Origin of the sequence: Ectothiorhodospira mobilis (assembly GCF_016584115.1) — a bacterium.
GTDB lineage: Bacteria > Pseudomonadota > Gammaproteobacteria > Ectothiorhodospirales > Ectothiorhodospiraceae > Ectothiorhodospira > Ectothiorhodospira mobilis.
The window spans coordinates 103570-125572 of sequence record NZ_NRSK01000004.1 but is presented as its reverse complement, the minus strand read 5'-3'; the positions used below and the strand labels follow the sequence as shown (position 1 = coordinate 125572).

The window sequence follows — 22003 nt, the reverse complement described above, 5'->3', positions numbered from 1 at the left end:
CAGTATGGACCCCCAACCCCTGCCCGATGCCCTCTACACCGCCGACCAGGTGCGCGAACTGGACCGCCGCGCCATCCAGGATCACGGCATCCCGGGCTATACCCTCATGCAGCGGGCCGGGGCCGCCGCCCTGGAGGTGCTGGGGCGGATGTGGCCCCGGGGCCGGGTCCTGGCGGTGGTCTGCGGGCCGGGCAACAACGGTGGGGATGGCTATGTCCTGGCCCGCCTGGCCCGGGCGGCGGGCTGGGAGGTGCGCCTGGCGGCGGTCTCCGATCCCGGGGCCCTGAAGGGGGATGCGGCCCGGGCCCGGGAGGACTGGTGCGCGGCCGGGGGCGGGACCGTCTCCCTGGAGGCGGCCCTGGAGGGCTGCGATGTCCTCGTGGATGCCCTCTTGGGCACGGGGCTCGGGCGCCCCGTGGAGGGGGCCATGGCGGACTGCATCGCGCGCATCAATGCCGCCGGGGTGCCGGTGCTGAGCCTGGACATCCCCTCGGGTCTGCAGGCGGATACCGGCGCCGTGTTGGGCCGGGCGGTGCAGGCCCGGGCCACGGTGACCTTCATCGGGCTCAAGCTGGGGCTGTTCACCGGCGAGGGGCGGGAGTACGGCGGCCAGGTGCATTTTGATGATCTGGCGGTCCCGGCGGCGGTGTATGACGGGATGGTTCCGACGGCCCGTCGGGCCGATGCCGCGGTACTGGGTTGCCTGCCCCGGCGCCGCCGCAGCGCCCACAAGGGGGATTTCGGTCATGTCCTGGTGGTGGGCGGCGCGCCGGGGATGCCCGGGGCGGTGCGCATGGCCGCCGAGGCGGCGGCCCGGGTGGGGGCCGGCCTGGTGAGCGTGGCCACCCATGCAGTCCACGCCGGCCTCATCCCCCTGGCCCGGCCGGAGGTCATGGCCCACGGCGTGACCGCCCCCGGGGATCTGGACCCCCTCCTGGAGCGGGCCAGCGTGGTGGCGGTGGGGCCCGGTCTGGGACATGGGGACTGGGGCCGGGCCCTGCTGGAGCGGGTCCTGGCCTGGCAGGGTCCCCGGGTGCTGGACGCGGATGCCCTGAACCTGCTGGCGGGGGCGCCGCAGCGCCGGGAGGACTGGATCCTGACGCCCCATCCCGGGGAGGCGGGGCGGCTGCTGGGCTGGTCCGCGGCCCGGGTACAGGCGCACCGGCCCGCCGCGGCCGCCGCCCTGCAGGCGCGCTATGGCGGGGTCTGTATCCTCAAGGGCTCCGGCACCCTGGTGCACGACGGCCGGGACCTTACGGTCTGCACCGGCGGCAACCCGGGCATGGCCAGTGGCGGCATGGGCGATGTGCTCACCGGGGTCCTGGCCGGGGCCCTGGCCCAGGACCTGGCGGCCAGCCCCGGGGAGACGGCCATCCTCGGGGTCTGCGCCCACGCCCGGGCGGCGGACGCCGCCGCCGGGGAGGGGGGTGAACGGGGTCTGCTGGCCTCGGATCTGTTCCCGTGTCTGCGGGGGGCGGTGAACCCATGATGCGGATGGAGCTGGCGGATGAGGCCGCCACCCGGGCCCTGGGGGAACGGCTGGCCCGCACCTGTCCGGCCCGGGGGCTGGTGTTCCTGGACGGGGATCTGGGGGCGGGCAAGACCACCCTGGTGCGGGCCTTCCTGCGGGCCCTGGGATGCACCGGCCCGGTGAAAAGCCCCACCTACACCCTGGTGGAACCCTACGACCTGGCCCATCACCGGGTGCTGCACTTCGACCTGTACCGCCTGGCGGACCCGGAGGAACTGGAGTTTCTGGGGGTGCGGGAGGAGATGGACGGGGGCACCCTGGTGCTGGTGGAGTGGCCGGCCCGGGGGCAGGGCTGGCTGCCGCCGGAGGACCTGCGCATCACCCTGGAGCCCCTGGGGGCGGGGCGCCGGGCCACCCTGGAGTCCCCGACCCCGGAGGGGCGGGACTGGCTGCGGCGCCTGACCGAGAATTGACCCGAAGGTCCGCGGCTATCTGGTTCATATCCCCGGTCTTTCGGTCTTGCAATCCCGGTGGGACTGGGCCCATGATGGAAGATAGGCGTTTTGTGGGGGGACGTGCCGTGGCCGCGGACGATCACGATTTCATACGGCGGCGCTTGCTGCGAGCCCTCCTGTACACCTCCGGTGCCCTGGTGGTCTCCCCCTGGTCAGGTTGGGTCCGGGCGGGCTCCGGTACGCGGGTGCAGGCCCTGCGTTCCTCGGCCAACGGGGAGGTGATGCGTCTGGTGTTCGATCTCTCGGGGCCGGTGGAGCATGCCCTGTTCACCCTCAGCGATCCCCACCGGGTGGTGATCGACCTGCGCGACGCGCGCCTCACCGGCGATCTGGATCTGAAGGCCAGCGGCGACGGCCTGCTTCGGCGCATCCGCCATGCCCCGCGTAACGGCGACGATCTGCGCGTGGTGCTGGATCTGAGCCGCCCCGCCCATCCCCGCAGCTTCCTCCTGCGCCCCGCCAGGGACAGCGGCCATCGTCTGGTCATCGACCTGCGGCGGGATGGCGAAGGCGGGCAGAAGGCGCCGGCCGTGGGCGAGTCCGTGCCCCGTTCCCGGGATGTGATCGTGGCCATCGATGCCGGGCATGGTGGCAAGGATCCCGGGGCCATCGGTCCGGGGGGCACCTACGAGAAGGACGTGGTGCTGGCCATCGCCCGGCGCCTGGAGGCCCTGGTGGCGGCGGAACCGGGGATGAAGCCGGTGATGACCCGCACCGGGGACTACTTCCTGCCCCTGCGGGAGCGCATCCGCACGGCGCGGGCGCGGCATGCCGACGTCTTTCTCTCCATTCATGCCGACGCCGTGCCGCAACGCAGTGTGCGCGGTTCTTCCGTGTACATGCTCTCGCAGCGGGGGGCCTCCAGTGAGGCGGCCCGCTTCCTGGCGCAGCGGGAGAACGCGGTGGATGCCCGCCTGGGGGCCGTGCCCATCAGCGACAAGGACGATGTCCTGGCCTCGGTGCTGCTGGACCTCTCCCAGACGGCCACCCTGGAGGCCAGCAACACCCTGGCGGAAGAACTCCTGCAACAGCTGGCCCGGGTGGGGCATGTACACCGCTCCACGGTGGAGCGGGCGGGGTTTGCCGTGCTCAAGGCCCCGGATGTCCCCTCCGTGCTGGTGGAGACGGCCTTCATCTCCAATCCCCAGGAAGAGCGCAGGCTGCGCACCGAGGAATTTCAACGCAATACGGCCCGGGCCCTGTTGGCGGGGCTGCGGGACTACTTCAGCGTGCATGCCCCGCCGGGGACGCTGCTGGCCGAGGCCGGGGGGGATCGGCACGTCATCCGCAGGGGCGAGACCCTCTCCGCCATCGCCGACCGTTATCAGGTGCCCCTCAGCCATCTGCGCCGCCACAACAACCTGGACGGGGATCTGATCCGGGTGGGACAGGTGCTGGAGATCCCCCGCCGCGGTGGCTGATCCCCCGCCGGGTCCGCCTGGGCGGCGGTCGTGTCCCCGCGCCCGCTTGCGCTATCCTTCGCCCCTCGTCCCTCGCGAAGGCCCGACATGCCCATCCGTGAACTGCCCCCCCAGCTGATCAACCAGATCGCCGCCGGTGAGGTGGTGGAGCGGCCGGCGTCGGTGGTCAAGGAACTGCTGGAGAACAGCCTGGACGCCGGTGCCGGCCAGATCCGGGTGGACGTGGAGCAGGGGGGGATGCGCCGCATCCGCGTGCGCGATGACGGCCGTGGCATCCCCCGGGAGGAGCTGGCCCTGGCCCTGCGCCGCCACGCCACCAGCAAGATCGCGGACCTGACGGATCTGGAGCGGGTGGCCAGCCTGGGGTTCCGGGGCGAGGCCCTGCCCAGCATCGCCTCCGTGTCCCGGCTCACCCTCACCTCGGCGGTGGCCGGCATGGACACTGGCTGGACCCTGCGGGGGGACGGCGGCGACCGTTTCGAGGACCCGGCGCCCGCGCCCCATCCCGTGGGCACCACCGTGGACGTGCGCGATCTCTTCTACAATGTCCCGGCGCGGCGCAAGTTCCTGCGCACGGAGCGCACGGAGTACGGCCATCTGGAGGAGGTGATCCGGCGCATCGCCCTGTCCCGCCCGGAGCTGGGTCTGGAATTGCAGCACAACGGCCGCAGCGGCCTGCGTCTGCCACCGGCCACGGACGCCCCGGCCCGGGATCAGCGGGTGGCACGCATCTGCGGCGACCCCTTCATCCAGCGCTCGGTCTTCCTGGAACAGGAGGGGGCCGGACTGCGGCTCTGGGGCTGGATGGGCCTGCCCACCTTCTCCCGCAGCCAGCCGGACCTGCAGTATTTCGGCGTCAACGGGCGCATGGTGCGCGACCGCCTGGTGACCCACGCCGTGCGCCAGGCCTACCGGGATGTGCTCCAGCATGGCCGCCATCCGGCCTATGTCCTGTTCCTGGAACTGGACCCGGCCCTGGTGGACGTGAACGCCCATCCGGCCAAGCACGAGGTGCGCTTTCGCGACGCCCGCCTGGTGCACGATTTCCTCTTCCGCAGCCTGCACCGGGCCCTGGCCGAACTGCGACCCGGGGCCGTGCCCGCCCCTGCCGCCACCCCTGGCGAAGCCGCATCCGGGGGCGAGGGCGGCCCCGGAGAGCAGCAGGCCCCCCTTGAGGCGGGCCACCGGCCCACTGCCGCGTCCCCGCAGATGCCGACCCGAAGCCCCGGGGAACGGGACCAGGGAGGCACCCAGGGGCGGCTGGGGCTGCCTGTGGCCGAGGCCATGGCCGCCTACCAGCGTCTGCATGCCGAGGCCCCGGCGCAGCCGCAGGCCACCGCGGAGACGGCGCAGGAGGAGGCACCGGAGGACCCGCCCCTGGGCTTCGCCCTGGGACAGTTGCACGGGGTCTACATCCTGGCCCAGAACCGGGACGGCCTGGTGCTGGTGGACATGCACGCCGCCCACGAGCGCATCACCTACGAGCGCCTGAAACGGGCCTGGAAGGAGGAGGGGATCCGCGCCCAGCCGCTGCTGCTGCCCGAGACCCTGGAGGTGAGCCGGGCGGAGGCGGAGCTGGCCGAGACGCAGCGGGAGACCTTCCAGCGGCTGGGCCTGGAACTGGACCGGGCCGGGCCGGAGCGGCTGCGGCTGCGGGCCGTGCCCGCCCTGCTGGCCCGGGGGGATACCGCCGCCCTGGTGCGGGATGTCCTGGCCGACCTCAAGGCCCAGGGCAGCTCCACCCGGGTGGAGGAGCGCATCCACGCCCTGCTGGGCACCATGGCCTGCCATGGCTCGGTGCGCGCCCACCGCAGCCTGACCCTGCAGGAGATGAACGCCCTGCTGCGGGACATGGAGGCCACGGAGCGCAGCGGCCAGTGCAACCACGGCCGCCCCACCTGGACGCTGCTGTCCATGCAGGAACTGGACCGGCTCTTCCTGCGCGGGCGCTGAAATCCGTCTGAATCCCTCGCCGGTCCCCTTCGCCGAGTACCACAACGCCATGCATGCATCCCCCCTGCCCGTCGTCTTCCTTATGGGCCCCACCGCCACGGGCAAGACCGAACTGGCCCTGGCCCTGGCCCGGGAGCTCCCCTGCGAGATCATCAGCGTGGACTCGGCCATGGTCTATCGCGGCATGGACGTGGGCACCGCCAAACCGGCCCCGGAGATCCTGGAGGCGGTGCCCCATCACTTGGTGGACATCCTGGACCCCGCCCAGAGCTATTCCGCGGCCCGTTTCCGCGAGGACGCCCTGGGGCTCGTGGAGGCCATCCATGCCCGCGGCCGCCTGCCGCTGCTGGTGGGGGGCACCATGCTCTATTTCCGCGCCCTGGAATTCGGTCTGGACCCCCTGCCGCAGGCGGATCCGGCCGTGCGCCGGGAGATCGAGGCCCTGGCGGCGCAGTCCGGCTGGGGGGCGGTGCACCGGGAGCTGGCGCGGCTGGATCCGCAGGCGGCGGCACGCATCCATCCCAACGACCCCCAGCGCCTGCAGCGGGCCCTGGAGGTCTGCCGCGTCAGCGGCCGTCTCCTGTCGGCGCAGCAGGGCGGTGCGCCGCAGCCGGGACTGCCCCATCGGGTGCTGCGCCTGGCCCTGATGCCCCGGGACCGGGGGCCCCTGCGGGCCCGCATCGCCCGGCGCTTCGAGGCGATGCTGGAGCGGGGGCTGGTGGAGGAGGTGCGGGCCCTGCACCGGCGCGGCGATCTGTCGCCGGCACTGCCCGCCATCCGCGCCGTGGGCTACCGTCAGGTCTGGTCCCATCTGGAAGGGGAACTGGATCATGACACCATGGTCACAAAGGCCGTCACCGCCACCCGCCAGCTGGCCAAACGGCAGATGACCTGGCTGCGGCGTTATCCCGGGATCGTGCCCCTGGATCCGGAGGGGCTGAATGTGGCACAGGTGGTGGCCCGGGTGCGGCGCCACGCGCAGCCGATGGGCCCCCGGGGGCTATGCTAGAATCCGCGTGAACAGCGATCCGGTCCGCCGCGGGTACGGCGTCGGACCCACCCTAACGAGACACGACCCGGAGCACCCCATGTCAAAAGGGCAGACCCTACAAGAACCCTTTCTCAATACCCTGCGCAAGGAGCGCATCCCGGTCTCCATCTACCTGGTGAACGGCATCAAGCTCCAGGGCCAGATCGACTCCTTCGACCAGTTCGTCGTCCTGCTCAAGAACAGCGTGAGCCAGATGGTCTACAAGCACGCCATCTCCACCATCGTCCCCTCCCGCCCCGTGAAGCTCTCCATGGGGGAGGACAGCCACGCGGAGGACGCATCCTGATCCCCGTCCCCGACGCCCCGCGGCCGCGGATGCGGCCCGGGTCATCCCCAGCCGGAGGTTGAAACCCCGCCTTGTTTGACCGACCCCGCCGCGGCGAGAAGGCCGTGCTCGTCCACCTGGATCTCCCCGAACGGGAGGAGGCCGCAGAGGACTGCGACGAATTCCTGGAGCTGGTGCGTTCCGCGGGCGCCGAGCCGGTGGCCCTGATCACCGGCAGCCGCAGGACCCCCGACCCCCGCTACTTCGTCGGCAGCGGCAAGGCCGGGGAGGTGCGCGACCGGGTGCGGGAGGAGGAGGCCGAGGTGGCCATCTTCAACCACGCCCTCTCCCCCAGCCAGGAGCGCAACCTGGAGCAGCTTTTGCAATGCCGGGTACTGGACCGGGTGGGCCTGATCCTGGATATCTTCGCCCAGCGTGCCCGCTCCCATGAGGGCAAGCTGCAGGTGGAGCTGGCCCAGCTGCGCCACATGTCCACCCGCCTGGTGCGCGGCTGGACCCACCTGGAACGCCAGAAGGGGGGCATCGGCCTGCGCGGCCCCGGCGAGACCCAGCTGGAGACGGACCGGCGCCTCCTGGGGGCGCGCATCAAGCAGATCAGCCGCCGTCTGGAGAAGGTGGAGCACCAGCGCGAGCAGGGCCGCCAGGGGCGGCGCCGGGCGGAGGTGCCCACCGTCTCCCTGGTGGGCTACACCAATGCCGGCAAGTCCACCCTGTTCAACCGCCTCACCCGGGCGGAGGTCTACGCCGCCGACCAGCTTTTCGCCACCCTGGACCCCACCCTGCGCCGTGTGGAGCTGCCCTCGCAGCAGGCGGCGGTACTGGCGGACACGGTGGGCTTCGTGCGCCATCTCCCCCACGACCTGGTGGCCGCCTTCAAGGCCACCCTCACCGAGACCCGGGAGGCCGCCCTGCTGCTGCATGTGGTGGACGCCCACGACCCGCGCCGTGACCTCTACATGGAGCAGGTGAACCGGGTCCTGGAGGAGATCGGCGCCCGGGACGTGCCCCAGATCCTGGTGTTCAACAAGGTGGATCTGATCCCCGGGGCCGCCCCCCGGGTGGAGCCCGGCGCCTTCGGCGAGCCGGACCGGATCTGGCTTTCGGCGGCCACCGGGGAGGGGGTGGAGGCCCTGCGGGAACGCCTGGCGGAGCGTTTTGCCGGCGCCATGTTCAGCGGCTGGCTGGAGTTGCCCCCCGGGGGCGGCCGGGAGCGGGCGCGGTTGTTTGACATGGACGCGGTGCAGGAGGAACAGCCCCTGGAGAGCGGCGGCTGGCGGTTGCGCGTGGCCCTGCCGCGCCGGCGCCTGGACGAACTTTTTCGGGGGGCAGGGTTCACACCGAAACTGTCCGAAGACTAGAATGACCGGCTTGTGTGGCCGGGACTTCGGCCGCGAGGCCGCCTCACCCCACACGCATGATCGCGTTTTCGACGGAGTCAGCACATGCCCTGGAACGAACCGGGTAACGGCAACAAGGATCCCTGGAGCGGCGGCAACCGCGGCGGCAACCAGGGACCACCCGATCTCGAAGAACTCCTCAGGAAGTGGTCGGCCCGGCTCAAGAGCCTCTTCGGGGATGGCGGGGGCGGCGGCATGGGCCGCGGCGCCCAGGCCGGCATCAGTCTGGCCGCCATCCTCGCCCTGGTGATCTGGCTCGCCTCGGGTTTCTTCATCGTCAGCGAGGGGGAGCGGGGCGTGGTGCTGCGCTTTGGCGCCTTCACCTCCGTGGCCATGCCCGGACCCAACTGGCACTGGCCCTATCCCGTGGAGACGGTGGAGATCGTGGACATGGATACCATCCGCTCCATCGAACACCGCGCCCTCATGCTCACCGGCGACGAGAACATCATCGACGTGGACGTGGCCGTACAGTACCGGGTGAGCGACCCGGTGGACTTCCTGCTCAACGTGCGCCAGCCCGACGCCACCGTGCGCCAGGTGATGGAATCGGCCATCCGCGAACGCATCGGCAAGAACCGCATGGAGTACATCCTCGGCGAGGGCCGGGCCCAGGTGGCCAACACCGCCCAGACCGCCATCCAGGAGGCCCTGGACACCTACGGCCTGGGTGTGGCCGTCACCGCGGTGAGCATGCAGCAGGCGCAGCCGCCGGAGCCGGTGCAGGAGGCCTTCGCCGATGCCATCCGTGCCCGCGAGGACGAGGTACGCTTCCGCAATGAGGCCCAGGCCTATGCCAACCGCGTGGTGCCCGAGGCCCGTGGCCAGGCGGCCCGCCGCATCCAGGAGGCCGAGGCTTACCGGGAAGAGGTCCTGTCCCAGGCCCGGGGGGATGCCTCCCGCTTCAGCCAGCTCCTGGCGGAGTACGAGCGCTCCCCGGAGGTGACCCGGGAGCGCCTTTACATCGAAACCGCCGAAGAGGTCCTGGGCTCCACGCGTAAGGTCTTCCTGGACGTGAAGGACGGCAACAACCTCATGCTCCTGCCGCTGGATCAGCTGCTCACAGGGCAGGGGGGCGATGCGGGGACAGACTCCGGCAACACGCCCCGAGGCGTGAATTCCACACCCATGCCGCTGCCCAATCCGGGCACGCGTCCGGATCCCCGTTCCCGGGAGGTGCGTTGATGTTGAGGATCGCCGCTGCCGCCGTCGTCGTCGTCCTGCTGGTGCTGTTGTCCTCCACCTATACGGTGGACGAGCGCGAACGGGTTATCGTCTTCAGTCTCGGGGAGATCAAGCAGGTGGACCCGGAACCGGGGCTGCACTTCAAGTTCCCGCTGGTGAACAACGTGCGCACCTATGACGGCCGCGTGCTCACCCTGGACATCCCGCCGGACCGCTTCCTCACCAGTGAGGCCAAGAACGTCATCGTGGATTTCTACGCCAAGTGGCGTATCGAGGACGTGGCCCAGTTCTTCCGCGCCACCCGGGGGGATGAACGGGTGGCCGAGCAGCGCATGGCCCAGATCCTGCGGGATGCCATGCGCAACGAGTTCGCCAAGTACACCCTGGACAAGGTGGTCTCCGGTGAGCGCCTGACCATCATGGGGGCGGTGCGCCAGCAGGCCCTGGATACCGCGGCCGATCTGGGCATCAGCCTGGTGGATGTGCGCATCCGGCGCATGGACCTGCCCACCGAGGTGAGCGAGTCGGTGTTCGACCGCATGCGCGCCGAGCGCCAGCGTATCGCCCAGGAATTCCGTGCCCGGGGCCGCGAGGAGGCCGAGCGCATCCGTGCCCGCGCCGACCGCGAGAGCACCATCCTCGTGGCCGAGGCCTACCGCGAGGCCCAGGAGATCCGCGGGGAGGGGGACGCCCAGGCGGCGGCCGCCTATGCCGAGGCCTATGAGCGGGATCCGGCCTTCTTCAGCTTCTACCGCAGCCTGCTGGCCTATCGCAACAGCATGTCCGGCAAGGACAACGTCTACGTGCTGGAGCCGGATTCCGAGTTCTTCCGCTACTTCCAGGGCGGCGGCGCCCCGGCCTTGAACGGGGGTGAGTGACCCCGGGAGGGCAGGCCTTGGACTGGACCGATCTGCTCACGGCCCTTGCCCTGCTCATGGTGATCGAGGGCCTGCTGCCGTCCATCCACCCCGGCGGCCTGCGCCGGGCCTTCCTGCAGGCGGCGCAGTTGCCCGATGGGGTGCTGCGGGTGGTGGGCCTGTGCAGCCTGCTGGCCGGCGCCCTGCTGCTCTGGTGGGTGCGCGGCTGAGGCGGCAGGCCCCACCGTGCCCCGGGCCATGCCGCCGGCCCGACCCTTTGCCCATCGATACGACGCCTTGACATGACCGACACCAATCGCTGGTTGCTTCCCGAGGGGATCGAGGAGGCCCTGCCGCCGCTGGCGGAACGCCTGGAGACCCTGCGCCGGGAACTGCTCGATCTCTATCACGCCTGGGGCTATGAGCTGATCATCCCCCCCCTGGTGGAATACCTGGAGTCCCTGCTCACCGGGACGGGGCATGGCCTGGACCTGCAGACCTTCAAGCTGACCGATCAATTGAACGGCCGGCTCATGGGGGTGCGGGCGGACATGACCCCCCAGGCGGCCCGCATCGACGCCCACTGCCTGCAGCGGCAGGTGCCCACGCGGTTGTGCTACGTGGGCACCGTGCTGCACACCCGCCCCGACGGTTTCGCCGGGACCCGCAGCCCGCTGCAGGTGGGGGCGGAGCTGTACGGTCATGTTGGCATGGAGAGCGATCTGGAGATCCTGCGCCTGATGCTGCGCACCCTGGAGGTCTGCGGCGTGGAATCCCCCCTGGTGGACCTGGGGCACGTGGGCATCTTCCGCCAGCTGGCGGCGGATGCCGGCCTGGACCGGCAGCAGGAGTCGGACCTGTTCGACATGCTGCAGCGCAAGGCCGTGCCGGAGATCCATGCCTGCCTGCAGGCCCTGGACCTGCCGGCCCGCAGCCGCGGGCACCTGGCCGCCCTGGCGGAACTCAACGGCGACGACAAGACCCTGGCCCAGGCCCGGGAACGCCTGGCCGGTGCCGGCGCTGGCGTCTTCACCGCGCTGGAGGCCCTGGAGGAGATGGCCGCGCGGCTGCGCGCCGCCCATCCCGGGGTGGCCCTGCACTTCGACTTGGCGGAACTGCGGGGGTATCACTACCACACCGGGCTGGTGTTCGCCGCCTTCCTGCCGGGCAATGGCCAGGAGGTGGCCCGGGGCGGGCGCTACGACGACATCGGCCGGGTCTTCGGCCGGGCCCGCCCGGCCACGGGATTCAGCACCGATCTCAAGACCCTGGTGCGTCTCTCCCGCTGCCCCGAGAACCCGGCCCCGGCGGCCATCTTCGCGCCGGCGGACCCCGATCCGGGCCTGGAGGCGGCGGTGGAGGACCTGCGCCGCCGGGGCGAGCGGGTCATCCGGGGGCTTTCGGGCCAGACCGGGGATGCCGCGGCCATGGGCTGCGACCGGCTCCTGGTGAAAACAGACAATCATTGGACAGTGGTGGACGTTTGAGCATGAGTAAATTCGTGGTGGTCCTGGGCAGTCAGTGGGGCGATGAAGGCAAGGGCAAGGTCGTGGACCTGCTGACGGAAAAGGCCGCGGCGGTGGTCCGCTTTCAGGGGGGGCACAACGCCGGTCACACCCTGGTGATCGACGGCCGCAAGACGGTGTTGCACCTGATCCCCTCGGGCATCCTGCGCGAGGGTGTGCAGTGCCTCATCGGCAATGGCGTGGTGCTGTCGCCGGAGGCCCTCATCAAGGAGATGGCCATGCTGGAGGACAACGGCGTGCCGGTGCGTGAACGCCTGCGCCTGTCGGAGTCCTGCCAGCTCATCCTGCCCTATCACGTCACCCTGGATCAGGCCCGGGAGAAGGCACGCGGGGCCTCCGCCATCGGCACCACGGGGCGGGGCATCGGCCCGGCCTACGAGGACAAGGTGGCCCGCCGTGGCCTGCGCCTGGGGGACCTGTTCCACCGCGAGCGCTTCGCCGCCAAGCTGGGGGAGGTGCTGGACTACCACAACTTCGTGCTCAAGCACTACTTCAAGGCTGAGACCCTGGACTTCCAGGCGGTGCTGGATCATGCCCTGGAGGTGGGGGAGCGGCTGGCGCCGATGGTGATGGACGTGCCCGCCCGCCTGCAGCAGCTGCGCCGGGAAGGGGCCTCGGTGATGTTCGAGGGGGCCCAGGGGACCCTGCTGGACGTGGACCACGGCACCTATCCCTTTGTCACCTCCTCCAACACCACCGCCGGCGGGGTGTGCACCGGCAGCGGTGTGGGGCCCCTGGATCTGGACTATGTGCTGGGCATCACCAAGGCCTACACCACGCGGGTGGGTTCCGGGCCCTTCCCCACGGAGCTGTTCGATGCCATGGGGGAGCACCTGGCGCAGAAGGGGCACGAGTTCGGTTCCACCACGGGCCGTCCCCGGCGCTGTGGCTGGTTCGATGCCGTGGCCCTGCGGCGGGCGGTGACCATCAACAGCCTCAGCGGGTTGTGCATCACCAAGCTGGACGTGCTGGATGGCCTGGATACGGTGCGCCTGTGCGTCGGTTACCGCTGCGGCGGCACGGTGAGCGCCGAGCCCCCGGCCGGGGCCGATGCCTTTGCCGAGTGCGAGCCGGTGTACGAGGATCTGCCGGGCTGGCGGGAATCCACCGCCGGTCTCACCGATCTGGAGGACCTGCCGGCCAACGCCCGGGCCTACCTCAAGCGCATCGAGGAGGTGGCGGGGGTGCCGGTGGATATGATCTCCACCGGCCCGGACCGGGACCAGACCATCCTGCAGCGGCACCCCTTCCATTGAGATCCCCGGGAAGGGGCGCAGGGAACCCGGGCCGGGGGCGCGTGCCCTGCCGCCCGGGTGGGGGAACGGGCCACCCCGCGGGGGCGCGCCTGCCGATCCCCGCAGGGGGGTGCGGCCTGTTCCATGGTGCGGGGCGGCCCAGCACCCTGTCTTCCCGGGGCGGTATGGGGCTGTGGGCGCACTGGAGTGGGATTTCCCGGGGAAAGGGCGTAGAATCCCGCCCCTTGAACGAGAAAAGGCCCGCTGAGCGGGCCTTTTCAAACGAAGATTGGTGCCGAGGAGAGGACTTGAACCTCCACGGGGTCTCCCCCACTAATACCTGAAACTAGCGCGTCTACCAATTCCGCCACCTCGGCAGAGGTGCGGGCTTTTTTGTTGCCCGCGTCTCAAGTGAGCGCAAACTTTAAAGTCATCCGGGGCCTTTGTCAACACCCCGCCACAAAAAAACATCCGGCGATTCCATGTCACGAAAGAAGAAGACCATCCAGGACCCTCATTTCGAACGCGAGGCCAAGAAATACGAACGTCCCATCCCCAGCCGGGAGCTGATCCTCAAGGTGATCCAGGAGGCCGACGGCCCGGTGTCCTTCGAGACCCTCTCCGGTCTGCTGGACCTGCACGAGGATACGGATCTGGAGGCCCTGCAGCGGCGTCTGCGGGCCATGGAGCGGGACGGCCAGCTGGTGTGCAACCGGGCCGGCGGCTGGCTGCCGGTGAACCAGTCGGACCTGGTGCGGGGCCGGGTCACGGCCCATCCCGACGGGTTCGGATTCCTCATCCCCGACGAGGGCGGGGATGACCTGTTCCTCTCCCCGCGGCAGATGCGGGCCCTGATGCACGGCGACCGGGCCGTGGCCCGGGTGGTGGGCATCGACCGCCGCGGACGCCGCGAAGGGGCCGTCATCGAGGTCCTGGAGCGCAACACGGAGCAGGTGGTGGGCCGCCTCAGCATCGAGGGGGGCATCGGCTTTGTGGACCCGGACAACAAGCGCCTGCCCATGGACGTGCTCATCCCGCCGGAGTGGCTGGGCGGGGCCGAGGCGGGGCAGATCGTGGTGGTGGCGATCCGCGAGCAGCCCACCAAGCGCACCCGGCCCATCGGCCAGATCGTGGAGGTGCTGGGGGAGCATATGGCCCCCGGCATGGAGGTGGACATCGCCGTGCGCGCCTACGGGCTGCCCTTTGAGTGGCCCGAAGAGGCCCTGGAGGCGGCGCAGCGTTTCGGTGAACAGGTTCCCGAATCGGCCAAGAAGGACCGGCTGGACCTGCGCGGGATGCCCCTGGTGACCATCGACGGGGAGGATTCCCGGGACTTTGACGACGCCGTCTACTGCGAATCCCTGGGGCGGCGCGGCTACAAGCTGTGGGTGGCCATCGCCGATGTCTCCCATTACGTCCATCCCGGGGACCCCCTGGACCGGGAGGCCTACCGCCGCGGCACCTCGGTCTACTTCCCGGACCGGGTCATCCCCATGCTGCCCGAGGCCCTGTCCAACGGCCTGTGTTCCCTGAACCCGGACGTGGACCGGCTGTGCATGGTCTGCGAGATGACCGTCAACTCCCGCGGCCGCATCACGGAGTTCCAGTTCCACGAGGCGGTGATGCGCTCCCACGCGCGGCTCACCTACACCCAGGTGGCGCGCATCCTCCTGGATCGGGATGAGGCGACCCGAGAGGCGTTCACTTCAGTGGTGCCGCATCTGGAGGACCTGTACGGGCTCTACAAGCTGCTGCGCCAGGCCCGGGAGCGTCGCGGCACCATCGACTTCGAGACCACCGAAACCCGCATCGTCTTCGGCGAGGACCGCAAGATCGAACGCATCGTCCCCTACGAGCGCAACGATGCCCACAAGATCATCGAGGAATGCATGATCGCCGCCAACGTGGCCACGGCACGCTTCATGCGCCGCCACCGCATGGCCACCCTGTACCGGGTGCACGAGGGACCCAAGGCAGAGAAGCTGGCGGACCTGCGGGAGTTTCTCGGTGAGTTGGGCCTGTCCCTGGGCGGGGGCGACGACCCGGAGCCGGGGGATTTCGCCGCCCTGCTGGACGCGGTGAAGGACCGGCCCGACGGCCACCTGGTGCAGACCGCCCTGCTGCGCTCCCTGTCCCAGGCGGTGTATAGCCCCGAGCGCCTGGGCCATTTCGGTCTCGCCCACGACGACTACCTGCACTTCACCTCCCCCATCCGCCGCTATCCCGACCTGCTGGTGCACCGGGGCATCCGCCACGTGCTGCGCGGCGGCAAGCCGCGGGAGTTCGACTACACCCAGTCCGATATGGCGGCCCTGGGGGAACACTGCTCCATGGCCGAGCGCCGTGCCGACGAGGCCTCCTGGGACGTGGAGGCCTGGCTCAAGTGCGAGTACATGCAGGACCGGGTGGGGGAGACCTTCGATGCCGTGGTGAAGACGGTCACCTCCTTTGGCCTGTTCGTGGAACTCAAGGACATCTACGTGGAGGGCCTGTTGCACGTCACCAGCCTGTCCAACGACTACTACCATTTCGACCCCGTGGCCCACTGCCTCAAGGGGGAGCGCAGCGGCCGGGTCTACCGCATGGGCGATCCCATCCGTGTGCGCCTGGCGGCGGTGAACCTGGACGATCGCAAGATCGATTTCGTGCCCGAGGCCACGGAGGAGGGGGACCGGGAGGCCGGTGCCGGGGGACGGTCCCGCAAGAAGGGCGGCTCTTCGCGGCGCAAGCCCCGCAATCAGCCCCGTGACAGCGCCAAGAAGGAGGACTCCGCCCCGGCCGCAGAGACCCCGGACAAGCCCCGCAGCAAGCGCCGCCGTCCCCGGCGCAAGGACGGCTGAGCCGTGGCCGCAGGGGACAAGGTCTTCGGCCTGCACGCCGTGGAGGCCCTGCTGCGCCGGGATCCGGGGCGGGTGAAGACCCTGGAGGTGCAGCAGGGCCGGGACGACCCGCGCATGACAGCCCTGCTGGCCCGGGCCGAGACGGCCGGTCTGCCGGTGCGGCGGGTGCCCCGGGGGGACCTGGACCGGGCCAGCGGCGGCGGCCGCCATCAGGGGGTGCTGGCGCGGGTGACCGCCGCCCGTGCGGTGGAGGAGCGGGACCTGCCGGACCGGGTGATGCAGGCCGGGCAGGAGGCCCTGCTGCTGGTGCTGGACGGGGTCACCGATCCCCATAACCTGGGGGCCTGTCTGCGCACCGCCGATGCCGCCGGGGCCAGCGCCGTGATCGCCCCCCGGGACCGGGCCGCCGGCCTCACCGCGGTGGCACGCAAGGTGGCCTGTGGCGCCGCCGAGAGCGTGCCCTTCGTGCAGGTGACCAACCTGGCCCGCAGCCTGGACCTGCTCAAGGATCTGGGGGTATGGGTGGTGGGTACGGAGGGGGAGGCCCGCGACAGCCTCTACGAGGCGGACCTCACCGGCCCCGTGGCCCTGGTGCTGGGGGCGGAGGGGCGGGGCATGCGCCAGCTCACCGCCCGCCACTGCGATGCCCGCGTGCACCTGCCCATGCAGGGGCAGGTGGAGAGCCTGAACGTGTCCGTGGCGGCGGGGGTCTGCCTCTACGAGGCGGTGCGCCAGCGCCTCAGCCGAAGGGGGACCGCCCCCGGGGCCTGAACACCAGCAGCAGGATCATCCCGGCGACAAAGCCGGTGACATGGGCCAGGAAGGCCACCCCGGGCTGGTCCGGCGGGGTGAACAGGGCCTGCAGCAGCTGCAGCACGAACCAGAACAGGAGCACGAAGGCCGCCGGCAGCCGGGCGGGGTAGAGGATCAGCCCCAGGGGGATGAGGAAGGTCACCCGCGCCGCCGGGTGCAGCAGCAGATAGGCCCCCAGCACGCCGGAGATGGCCCCGCTGGCGCCGATCATGGGCACCTCCGAACCCGGGGCCAGCAGGCCGTGGCCCAGGGCGGCGGCGGCCCCGCAGAGCAGGTAGAAGAGCACAAAGCGCAGATGCCCCAGGGCGTCCTCCACGTTGTCGGCGAACACCCACAAAAAGAGCAGGTTGCCGATCAGGTGCAGCAGGCCGCCGTGGAGGAACTGGCTGGTGAAGGGCGTCAGCCAGGACGGCACCAGTTGCACCCCGGGGGGGAGTTGCGCCCCCTCCAGGACCACCGCGGGGATGAATCCCAGGCCGTACACGGCCCGGGCCGCCCCCTCCTGGCCCAGGGAGACCTGCCAGAAGAAGGCCACCACGCACAGGACCAGGATCGCCCAGGAGACCAGGGGCGGGCGCTCGGTGGGGTTCTCGTCGGAGATGGGGATCATGGGCTGTTTCCTTGCGCAAGCGGGTGGGATCGGCGCCGGGGCATGCCCCCGCCGCGGGTCGATTGATCGTAGCGCACCAACGGGTTAAGATTCCGCTTTTTTCCGGGCCAACGCCCGGCCTGCCGTCCTTGCCTCACCGGATGCCCCGGGAGGCTGTTACCCGAAAGGAAATCCGCATGCGTCATTACGAGATCGTCTTCATGGTCCACCCGGACCAGAGTGAACAGGTGTCCGCCATGATGGAGCGCTACCGGGGGATCGTCGAATCCGCCGAGGGCGAGGTCCATCGCCTGGAGGACTGGGGCCGCCGCCAGCTGGCCTATCCCATCCAGAAGCTGCACAAGGCCCACTACGTCCTCATGAACGTGGAGTGCCCAGAGAGCGCCCTGGAGGAGCTGGTGAGCGCCTTCCGTTTCAACGATGCCGTGATCCGTCACATGGTCATGCGCATGGACCGGGCCTTCACCGAGCCTTCCCCCCTGGCCAAGAACCGGGACGAGGAAGAAACCGAGTCCTCCGGCGAAAGCGCCGCCTGATCCACTGTTCACCCCCTGATTCCGAGGTAGAAAGACCATGGCCCGTTTCTTCCGCCGCCGCAAGTACTGCCGCTTCACCGCCGAGGGTGTCGAGTTCATCGACTACAAGGATCTCAATACCCTCAAGAACTACGTGACCGAGACCGGCAAGATCGTCCCCAGCCGCATCACGGGCACCAGCGCCCGCTATCAGCGCCAGCTGGCCACCGCCATCAAGCGCGCCCGTTACCTGGCCCTGCTGCCGTACTGCGACAACCACTGAGTCCGTCGTTCCGGGCGGCTGACCCCATGCGCAGACTGGCAGGGTTCATCATGCAGGGCCGGCTGCGTGCCGTGACCGCCACCGCCGGTTTCGGCGCGGGCGGGCTGCTGCTGCCCCCGGTGGCCCTGCTGGGCAGTTCCAGCGTCGCCCTGGTGACCCTGAGACTCGGTGCCGCCCAGGGGCTGGCGGTGGTGGGCCTTGCCGCCGTGGTCATCGCCGTGATGACCTGGGCCGCGGGGTTCGGCCCGGCGGCGGGGGCGGCCACCGCCCTGGTGCAGTGGCTCCCGGCCGTGGCCGCGGCACAGGTGCTGCGGACCCGGGTATCCTGGTCCGCGACCCTGCTCGCCGCGGTGCTCATGGGGACCGGCGCGGTGCTGCTGCTGGAGCTGCTGGCCCCGGGCATCGACCGCCTCTGGCTGGCGGTGTTGCAGCAGGCCGTGGGACCGTTGTTCGAGCAGTCCGGCATGGAGGCCGTCGCCCGGGAGGAGTTCCTGCGCCAGGCGGCCGCCCTCATGAACGGCATGGTGGCCGCGGTGTCGGTGCTGGCCCTGATCCTGGGGCTGATGCTGGCGCGTCACTGGCAGTCTCAGCTGTACAACCCCGGCGGGTTCCGGCGGGAGTTCCACGCTTTGCGTCTGGGGCCGGCTCCGGCCGCCGTCCTCGCCGTGCTCATGGCCCTGGCCTGGGGCACGGGGGCCACCCTCTGGTTCGAGCTGGCCCTGGTGTGCCTGGCGGCGTTCTTTGTGCACGGGCTGGCCCTGCTTCACGGCCTCCATGCCCGCCTGGGGCTGCACCGCCTGTGGCTGGTGGCCGTGTACGTGCTGATGTTCCTGGCGCTGCCCCAGGTGATGGTCATGCTGGCCACCCTGGGTGTTGTGGACAGCCTTCTGGACCTGCGGGGCCGCCTCCCGGAGCGGGCGCGGCCCGATGATACCTGATGCCCCGATGCGCTCGGGCCACATCGTTGTTTCTTGATTGAGGTAGAGATCGATGGAAGTCATTCTTCTGGAAAAGGTGGAAAACCTGGGCAATCTGGGTGACAAGGTGCGGGTGCGTCCCGGCTATGCGCGCAACTATCTGCTGCCCCAGGGCAAGGCCAAGTTCGCCACTGCGGCGAACCTGGCTGAATTCGAGGCCCGGCGCGCCGAGCTGGAGAAGGCCGCCGCCGAGGCCCTGGCCGCCGCCGAGGCGCGCCGCGAGAAGCTGGAGGCCATGACGGTCACCATCACCGCCAAGGCCGGTGGCGAGGGCAAGCTCTTCGGCTCCGTGGGCACGGCCGACATCGCCGACGCCGTCAAGGCCATGGGCGTGGAGCTGGAGAAGCGCGAGGTGCGCCTGCCGGAGGGCCCCCTGCGCCAGACCGGGGAGTATGAGGTGGACCTGCAGCTGCACACGGACGTGAAGGCCACCCTGAAGGTGGTGGTGACCGCCCAGGACTGAGCCGCCCCCGGGCGTGCCTCCCCCGGACGGCGGTATCCCCTCGCCGGCCGGGACCGACGGAGCGGGTCCCTTGGGACCCGCCCCTTCCCCCATCGGGATCAGGTCCATGTCCGATACACCGACCGCCCCCCGCGGGCAAGACACCGACGCCCTCAAGATCCCGCCCCATTCCATTGAGGCCGAGCAGGCGGTGCTGGGCGGTCTCATGCTGGAGAACAGCGCCTGGGACCGGGTCTCCGACCGGGTGGCCGAGGTGGACTTCTACCGCTACGACCACCGCCTCATCTTCCGCGCCATCGCCGAACTGGCAGGACGCAACGCCCCGTTTGATCTGGTCACCATCTCCGAGCGCCTGGAGGCCCGCGGCGAGCTGGAGGACGCCGGTGGCCTGGCCTACCTGGGGCTCCTGGCCCGGGACACCCCCAGCGCCGCCAACATCACCGCCTACGCCGATATCGTGCGCGAGCGTTCCGTGCTGCGCCAGCTCATCAGCGTGGGCACGGGCATCGCCGACAGCGCCTTTCACAACGAGGGCCGCAACAGCGACGACCTGCTCAACGAGGCCGAGCAGCGGGTGTTCGAGATCGCCGAGCAGAGCAAGCGCTCCCGCCAGGGCTTTCGCGGCATGCGCAATCTGCTCAAGTCCACCGTCGAGCACATCGAGATGCTCTTCGAGCGGGACAGCCCCATCACCGGGCTGCCCACCGGTTATGACGAGTTCGACGAGCTCACCTCCGGCCTCCAGCCCGGGGACCTGGTGATCCTCGCCGCCCGGCCCTCCATGGGCAAGACCACCCTGGCCATGAACATGGCCGAGTACGCCGCCCTCAAGCAGCAGTACCCCGTGGCCATCTTCAGTATGGAGATGCCCGGCGAACAGCTGACCATGCGCCTGCTGTCCTCCCTGGGGCGCATCAACCAGCAGCGCCTGCGCACCGGCCGGCTGCAGGACGATGACTGGCCCCGCTTCTCCAGCGCCGTGTCCATGCTCTCCGAGGCCCAGCTCTACATCGACGACAGCCCGGCCCTCTCCCCCAACGACCTGCGCGCGCGCTCCCGCCGGCTCATGCGCGAGCACAAGCAGCTGGGGCTGATCGTGGTGGACTACCTGCAGCTCATGCAGATCCCCGGCAGCGCGGAGAACCGCACCACGGAGATCTCCGAGATCTCCCGCGGCCTCAAGGCCCTGGCCAAGGAGATGAACGTCCCGGTGATCGCCCTGTCCCAGCTCAACCGCGGCCTGGAGCAGCGCCCCAACAAGCGGCCGGTGATGTCCGATCTTCGTGAATCGGGGGCGATCGAACAGGATGCAGACGTGATCGTGTTCATCTATCGCGATGAGGTCTATAACGAGGACAGCCCCGACAAGGGCACGGCGGAGATCATCATCGCCAAGCAGCGCAACGGCCCCATCGGCACCCTGCGGCTCACCTTCCTGGGGCAGTACACCCGCTTCGAGAACTACGTGCCGGAGGTCTATTCCGGCGGGGACTACGAGGCGTGAAACGGGCCGCCACAGCCCGCCTGCGCCCGGCCGCCCTGGTGCACAACCTGGGCATCGCCCGCCGCGCCGCCCCCCGCTCCCGCATCCTGGCGGTGATCAAGGCCGAGGCCTACGGCCACGGCCTGTTGCGGGTGGCGGATGCCCTGGCCCCGCACACCGACGGCTTCGCCGTCTCCTGCCTGGAGGAGGCCTTCGCCCTGCGCAATGCGGGTCATACCCTGCCGCTGCTGGTCCTGCAGGGCTTTCGTGATGCCCAGGAACTCGTCCATGCCGCGCGCCAGGGGATCACCGTGGCGGTGCATGATCCCGTACAGCTGCGGCTGCTGGAGACGACCCCCCTGCCGCGGCCGGTGCGGGTCTGGCTGAAACTGGACAGCGGCATGGGCCGGCTGGGGTTTCCGGCGGAGGAGGCCTTTGCGCGTCTACGGGCCCTGCGGGCCTGTCCCAACGTGGCCGGCCCGCCGGTGCTCATGACCCACCTGGCCTGCGCCGACGAGCCGGGGCGGGCGGAGAACGCCGCGCAACTGGCCCGGTTCGAGGCCGCCACCCGTGATCTTCCCGGGGGGCGCAGCCTGGCCAATTCCGCGGCCATCCTGGGGCTGCCCCGGGCCCACGGGGACTGGAATCGCCCGGGCATCCTGCTCTACGGGGCCTCCCCCCTGGCCGATGGCGATGCCCGTCGTCATGGCCTGCAGCCGGTGATGACCCTGCAGGCCCCCCTGGTGGCGGTGCACGATCTGGTCCCGGGGGATGCGGTGGGCTACGGCGCCACCTTCCGCTGCCGCCGCCCCACGCGGGTGGGGGTGGTGGCCATCGGCTATGCCGACGGCTATCCCCGGCACGTCCCCAGCGGGGTGCCGGTGTGCCTGCCCCAGGGCCGGGCACCGCTCATCGGGCGGGTCTCCATGGATCTGATCACCATCGATCTGACGGACCTTCCCGGGGCCGCGGTGGGGGATCCCGTGACCCTATGGGGCGAGGGCCTGCCGGTGGAGGAGGTGGCCCGGGCCGCCGAGACCATCAGCTACGACCTGCTCTGCGCCGTGGCCGGACGGGTGCGGGTGGAGGAGGTGCCCGGTCCGGCGCATTGACAGCCGGGAG

At 70.5% G+C, this 22003-nt stretch carries 21 protein-coding genes and 1 tRNA gene; 20 read left to right on the top strand and 2 right to left on the bottom strand.

The window, feature by feature from the left end:
• The first annotated feature begins 4 nt into the window (after positions 1-4).
• From CKO33_RS03160 to CKO33_RS03105, 12 genes are all read left to right on the top strand, one after another.
• Complete coding sequence (locus tag CKO33_RS03160; protein WP_200179215.1) at positions 5-1489, top strand: NAD(P)H-hydrate dehydratase; 1485 nt, start codon at positions 5-7, stop codon at positions 1487-1489.
• The gene (tsaE, locus tag CKO33_RS03155) at positions 1486-1944 is read left to right on the top strand and encodes a tRNA (adenosine(37)-N6)-threonylcarbamoyltransferase complex ATPase subunit type 1 TsaE (RefSeq protein ID WP_439099413.1); all 459 of its coding nucleotides are present in this window, start codon (positions 1486-1488) and stop codon (positions 1942-1944) included. Before CKO33_RS03160 ends, tsaE begins: the two co-directional genes overlap by 4 nt.
• A gap of 74 nt (positions 1945-2018) precedes the next feature.
• Complete coding sequence (locus CKO33_RS03150; RefSeq protein WP_200179231.1) at positions 2019-3407, top strand: N-acetylmuramoyl-L-alanine amidase; 1389 nt, start codon at positions 2019-2021, stop codon at positions 3405-3407.
• Between the two features lie 87 nt (positions 3408-3494).
• Entirely contained in the window at positions 3495-5360 is a 1866-nt protein-coding gene (gene mutL, locus CKO33_RS03145) for a DNA mismatch repair endonuclease MutL (RefSeq protein ID WP_200179214.1), read from the top strand.
• A 49-nt stretch (positions 5361-5409) separates the two neighbouring features.
• The gene (miaA, locus tag CKO33_RS03140) at positions 5410-6369 is read left to right on the top strand and encodes a tRNA (adenosine(37)-N6)-dimethylallyltransferase MiaA (protein ID WP_200179213.1); all 960 of its coding nucleotides are present in this window, start codon (positions 5410-5412) and stop codon (positions 6367-6369) included.
• A 79-nt stretch (positions 6370-6448) separates the two neighbouring features.
• On the top strand, positions 6449-6697 hold the full coding sequence (gene hfq, locus CKO33_RS03135) for an RNA chaperone Hfq (RefSeq protein ID WP_200179212.1): 249 nt from the start codon (positions 6449-6451) through the stop codon (positions 6695-6697).
• 71 nt (positions 6698-6768) lie between these two features.
• The gene (hflX, locus tag CKO33_RS03130) at positions 6769-8055 is read left to right on the top strand and encodes a ribosome rescue GTPase HflX (RefSeq protein WP_200179209.1); all 1287 of its coding nucleotides are present in this window, start codon (positions 6769-6771) and stop codon (positions 8053-8055) included.
• An 84-nt stretch (positions 8056-8139) separates the two neighbouring features.
• A complete protein-coding gene (gene hflK / locus CKO33_RS03125) occupies positions 8140-9279 on the top strand; it encodes an FtsH protease activity modulator HflK (RefSeq protein ID WP_200179200.1) in 1140 nt (379 codons plus the stop codon).
• On the top strand, positions 9279-10157 hold the full coding sequence (gene hflC, locus CKO33_RS03120; RefSeq protein ID WP_200179198.1) for a protease modulator HflC: 879 nt from the start codon (positions 9279-9281) through the stop codon (positions 10155-10157). The genes hflK and hflC overlap by 1 nt, the downstream gene beginning before the upstream one ends.
• Before the next feature lie 17 nt (positions 10158-10174).
• A complete protein-coding gene (locus tag CKO33_RS03115) occupies positions 10175-10366 on the top strand; it encodes a DUF2065 domain-containing protein (RefSeq protein ID WP_200179196.1) in 192 nt (63 codons plus the stop codon).
• 72 nt (positions 10367-10438) lie between these two features.
• Positions 10439-11623 (top strand): ATP phosphoribosyltransferase regulatory subunit, encoded by a 1185-nt coding sequence (locus tag CKO33_RS03110; RefSeq protein ID WP_200179194.1) that lies wholly within the window; start codon positions 10439-10441, stop codon positions 11621-11623.
• Positions 11624-11625: 2 nt separating this feature from the next.
• Positions 11626-12918: an adenylosuccinate synthase gene (locus CKO33_RS03105; protein ID WP_200179193.1), complete on the top strand. Its 1293-nt coding sequence runs from the start codon at positions 11626-11628 to the stop codon at positions 12916-12918.
• A gap of 269 nt (positions 12919-13187) precedes the next feature.
• Here CKO33_RS03105 and CKO33_RS03100 read toward each other — a convergent pair.
• Positions 13188-13274 (bottom strand) — tRNA-Leu (locus CKO33_RS03100).
• A gap of 105 nt (positions 13275-13379) precedes the next feature.
• Here CKO33_RS03100 and rnr point away from each other — a divergent pair.
• A complete protein-coding gene (gene rnr / locus CKO33_RS03095) occupies positions 13380-15737 on the top strand; it encodes a ribonuclease R (RefSeq protein ID WP_200179191.1) in 2358 nt (785 codons plus the stop codon).
• A 3-nt stretch (positions 15738-15740) separates the two neighbouring features.
• A complete protein-coding gene (gene rlmB / locus CKO33_RS03090) occupies positions 15741-16508 on the top strand; it encodes a 23S rRNA (guanosine(2251)-2'-O)-methyltransferase RlmB (protein WP_200179189.1) in 768 nt (255 codons plus the stop codon).
• Here the strand turns inward: rlmB and CKO33_RS03085 are convergent.
• On the bottom strand, positions 16477-17160 hold the full coding sequence (locus tag CKO33_RS03085) for a rhomboid family intramembrane serine protease (RefSeq protein WP_200179187.1): 684 nt from the start codon (positions 17158-17160) through the stop codon (positions 16477-16479). The two genes, rlmB and CKO33_RS03085, sit on opposite strands and share 32 nt — an antisense overlap.
• Positions 17161-17336: 176 nt before the next feature.
• Here CKO33_RS03085 and rpsF point away from each other — a divergent pair, with 176 nt between their 5' ends.
• The 6 genes from rpsF (at position 17337) to alr (ending at position 21993) form a co-directional block, all read left to right on the top strand.
• Positions 17337-17696 (top strand): 30S ribosomal protein S6, encoded by a 360-nt coding sequence (gene rpsF, locus CKO33_RS03080; protein WP_200179185.1) that lies wholly within the window; start codon positions 17337-17339, stop codon positions 17694-17696.
• A gap of 37 nt (positions 17697-17733) precedes the next feature.
• Positions 17734-17958, top strand: coding sequence for a 30S ribosomal protein S18 (gene rpsR / locus CKO33_RS03075; protein WP_090484306.1), 225 nt, complete (start codon positions 17734-17736; stop codon positions 17956-17958).
• Positions 17959-17984: 26 nt separating this feature from the next.
• Positions 17985-18896 carry a YybS family protein gene (locus tag CKO33_RS03070; RefSeq protein ID WP_200179183.1) on the top strand — a complete coding sequence of 304 codons (912 nt, stop codon included), beginning with the start codon at positions 17985-17987 and terminating at the stop codon, positions 18894-18896.
• 52 nt (positions 18897-18948) lie between these two features.
• Entirely contained in the window at positions 18949-19398 is a 450-nt protein-coding gene (rplI, locus tag CKO33_RS03065; protein WP_200179182.1) for a 50S ribosomal protein L9, read from the top strand.
• Positions 19399-19504: 106 nt separating this feature from the next.
• Positions 19505-20902: a replicative DNA helicase gene (dnaB, locus tag CKO33_RS03060; protein ID WP_200179179.1), complete on the top strand. Its 1398-nt coding sequence runs from the start codon at positions 19505-19507 to the stop codon at positions 20900-20902.
• Positions 20899-21993, top strand: coding sequence for an alanine racemase (gene alr, locus CKO33_RS03055; RefSeq protein WP_200179177.1), 1095 nt, complete (start codon positions 20899-20901; stop codon positions 21991-21993). Before dnaB ends, alr begins: the two co-directional genes overlap by 4 nt.
• Positions 21994-22003 lie beyond the last annotated feature (10 nt).